This window comes from Pseudoroseomonas ludipueritiae (genome assembly GCF_014490445.1).
Taxonomy (GTDB): domain Bacteria; phylum Pseudomonadota; class Alphaproteobacteria; order Acetobacterales; family Acetobacteraceae; genus Pseudoroseomonas; species Pseudoroseomonas ludipueritiae.
Genome location: NZ_JACTUZ010000280.1, coordinates 1 through 2,927 on the forward strand (window position 1 = coordinate 1; position 2,927 = coordinate 2,927).

The following is a 2,927-nucleotide window of genomic DNA, read 5'->3' on the forward strand; positions in this document are numbered from 1 at the left end:
CGTGGCCAGCGGCTCCATGGCGGCGAGGGCCAGCGGCGGCGCGGCGCCCATGGCGCGCGGCAGTTCCGGCCAGGGGTCGCGGATCTCGTAGACAAAGGGCGTGCCGCGCAGGCGCCGCGCCAGCAGCGCCGGGACCACGACGGTCAGCGGTGTCGAGGAGGCGATGACGAGGTCCCAGGGCTCCGCCAGGGCCAGCCGCGAGGCGGCGGCGGCGAAGCGCCCGAAGGCCAGGCTGCGACTCGAGAAGCCCTGATGGTTGCCGCAGGGGATGGCGAATTCCACCAGCCGCACCCCCTGCACCACGCCCTCCCGCCGGCCGTGGCGCATCTCGCCCGTCAGGCCGGTGACGGCGCCGGCATATTGCCCGCAGGCGATGGTGACATGATGCCCCGCCGCCAGCAGCGCCCGCGCCATGGCATGGCTGCGGGTGGCGGTGGCGCCGCCGGGGCCGGAATAATGCTGGTGCAGGTAGAGGATGCGCACCGGACTGCCCTCAGCCCCGGCAGCAGGCGCGGATGGTGTCGATCACCCGGTCCTGTTCCTCCGGTGTCATGGCGCCGGAGGGCAGGCAGAGCCCGCGGTCGAAGAGCTGGCCGGAGACGCCGCCGCCATGGAAGGGCGCGCCGCGGAAGGCCGGCTGCAGGTGCAGCGGCTTCCAGACCGGGCGGCTTTCCACCCCCGCCTCCTCCAGCGCCTTGCGCAACTGCTCCCGCGTGGCGCCGAAGCGGGCGGGGTCGATCAGGATGGTGGTGAGCCAGCGGGAGGAACGGCCCCAGCCCGGTTCCGGCATGAAGGTCAGGCCGGGCAGATCGGACAGGCGGAGGGCGTAGCGGGCGAAGGTGGCACGGCGGGCCGCCACGCGGTTCTTCAGCGCGCCGATCTGCGCCAGGCCGACCGCCGCCAGCACGGAGGACAGGCCATAGGAATAGCCCGTGGTCTCATGCTGGTAATGCGGCGCGGCTTCCTTGGCCTGGGTGGCCAGGTGGCGGGCGCGGGCGATCAGCGCCGCGTCATCGGAAACCAGCGCGCCGCCGCCGCCGGCGGTGACGATCTTGTTGCCGTTGAAGGAAAAGGCCGTCAGGGCCGCGCCCTTGCCCACCGGGCGGCCACGGTATTCGGCGCCCAGGGCCTCGGCGCTGTCGCAGAGCACCGGCACGCCCCAGCGGCCACAGAGCCCGACAATGACATCGAGGTCGCAGGACTGGCCGTAAAGATCCACCGGCACCACGGCGCGGGGCAGCTTGCCCTTGGTGGCGGCCTGGCGCAGCCGGCTTTCCAGGATGTCGGGGTCCAGCGTCCAGCTTTCGGCGGTGGCGTCCAGGAAGCGCGGGCGGGCGCCCATCTGCACGGCGGGGGCGATGGTGGCCACGAAGGTGAGGGTGGAGGTCCAGACCTCGTCCCCCCGCTCCACCCCCAGCACGCGGTAGCCCAGGTGCAGCGCGGCGGTGCCGGAGGAGGTGGCGAGCGCGTATTCGGTGCCGGCGGCGGCGCGCACCGCTTCCTCGAAAGCCTCGGGCACCGGCCCGGCAGGCGCGATCCAGCCTGCGGCAAGGGTATGGTCCAGGGAAGCCAGCTCCCCCCCCGCCAATTGCGGTGGGGAAAGCAGGATTCTCTGCCGGGGCTGCGCCGAAGTGACCGGGCGGCCTGGGAAGAGGCGGATATTCTCACCCAATGCACCGTTGCCGGTTGCATCGAGCCTCAGGGCCAGGGGCATACGACGCTCACTATTTTGTGAACACTAACGGGAGCGAAACAGTTCCCTGGCTAGGATGCAAGCTAAATCGTAACCGTATGGTGGATTGTTTGGAAGTTTTTTCAGCTTTGGGTTGAATCAGCCACATTCAGCGCCGGCATGGTTGCATGTCCGGGCGCATGAACCCCCTTGCCGCTGGCCAGGATGCGCAGCGTGCCGGCCATGGCGCGCAGGTCCCGCTCCAGGCTGGGATCGGCGGCATAGACAGCATCCAGTTCCAGCCGCACCTCCCATGGCAAAGCATTGCGGCCCGCCGCCTGCGCCGCCCCGGCCAGCCCGGGCCGCACGGAAAGGCGTTGCCGCTGCCGGGGCGTGTAGCGGTCCAGGTAGGCCATCGGCAGCGGGCGTGGGCCGACCAGGCTCATCTCGCCCCGCAGCACATTCACCAGTTGCGGCAGCTCATCCAGCGCGCTGGCGCGCAAGGCCCGGCCGAAGCGGGTCAGCCGCGCCGCGTCATCCCCTGGCCCTTCCCGCATGGAGCGGAATTTTATCAGCGTGAAGGGCAGGCCATCGCGCCCCGCGCGTTCCTGCCGGAACAGCACCGGGCGCCCCAGGCAGGCCGCCACCGCCAGCGCCACCAGCAGAAAGAGGGGAGAGAGCAGCAGCAGCGCCGCCCCCGCCCCCAGGATATCCAGGGCCCGCTTGCCAAAACGCTTATACACGCCGCGCCACCACTCCCGTGGACAGCACCAGACCCAGGGCGAACCAGACCATCCGGTTGCCGAGGTCGGTGGAAACCATGGCCGCCAGCAGCACCGGCAGCGCCAGGGCGGCGACGCGCGCCAGCCGCCCCGGCGGCATCCGCCGCAGCCGCAGCAGCGGCACCAGCACCGCCCCGCCGAAGCAGAGCAGCCAGAACACCAGCCCGGGCACGCCGCCTTCCGCCCAGGCTTCCAGCAGGTGGTTGTGCGGGTAGAGGCCGCGCCGCTCCCCATAGCCCGCCGCCAGGGTGAAGCCGCCGGTGCCGAGGCCGAAGGGCAGCGCTTCGCTGCCCCATTGCATCGCCGCCGCCCAGAGCGCAGGGCGGGCGGAGGATTCCACGTCGCCCTGGGTGAAGCGCTCCAGCGTCCGCAGCCCATTGGCGCCGGCGGGGTTCAGCAGCAGCGCCGCCAGGGCCAGGGCGCCACCCGCCGCCACCAGGGCCAGCCAGCCCAGCGCCAGGCGCGGCCGCGCC

Annotated in this window: 4 protein-coding genes; all 4 read right to left on the bottom strand. The window is 72.0% G+C overall.

The genetic code is table 11. The features are described from left to right. Positions 1–483 (bottom strand): glycosyltransferase (locus tag IBL25_RS25515; RefSeq protein ID WP_187781252.1); only part of this gene is annotated, 483 nt, incomplete at its 3' end. A 10-nt stretch (positions 484–493) separates the two neighbouring features. After that, positions 494–1,714, bottom strand: coding sequence for a DegT/DnrJ/EryC1/StrS family aminotransferase (locus IBL25_RS25520; protein ID WP_187781253.1), 1,221 nt, complete (start codon positions 1,712–1,714; stop codon positions 494–496). 101 nt (positions 1,715–1,815) lie between these two features. After that, complete coding sequence (locus IBL25_RS25525; RefSeq protein ID WP_367615694.1) at positions 1,816–2,415, bottom strand: sugar transferase; 600 nt, start codon at positions 2,413–2,415, stop codon at positions 1,816–1,818. Then, the coding region (locus IBL25_RS27165; protein WP_238940664.1) for an O-antigen ligase family protein at positions 2,408–2,927 on the bottom strand (520 nt) is incomplete at its 5' end. The genes IBL25_RS27165 and IBL25_RS25525, both read right to left, overlap by 8 nt.

Excerpts from the sequence above, each read along its gene's own strand:
- IBL25_RS25520 (WP_187781253.1), bottom strand. The coding sequence starts at position 1,714 with ATGCCCCTGGCCCTGAGGCTCGATGCAACCGGCAACGGTGCATTGGGT.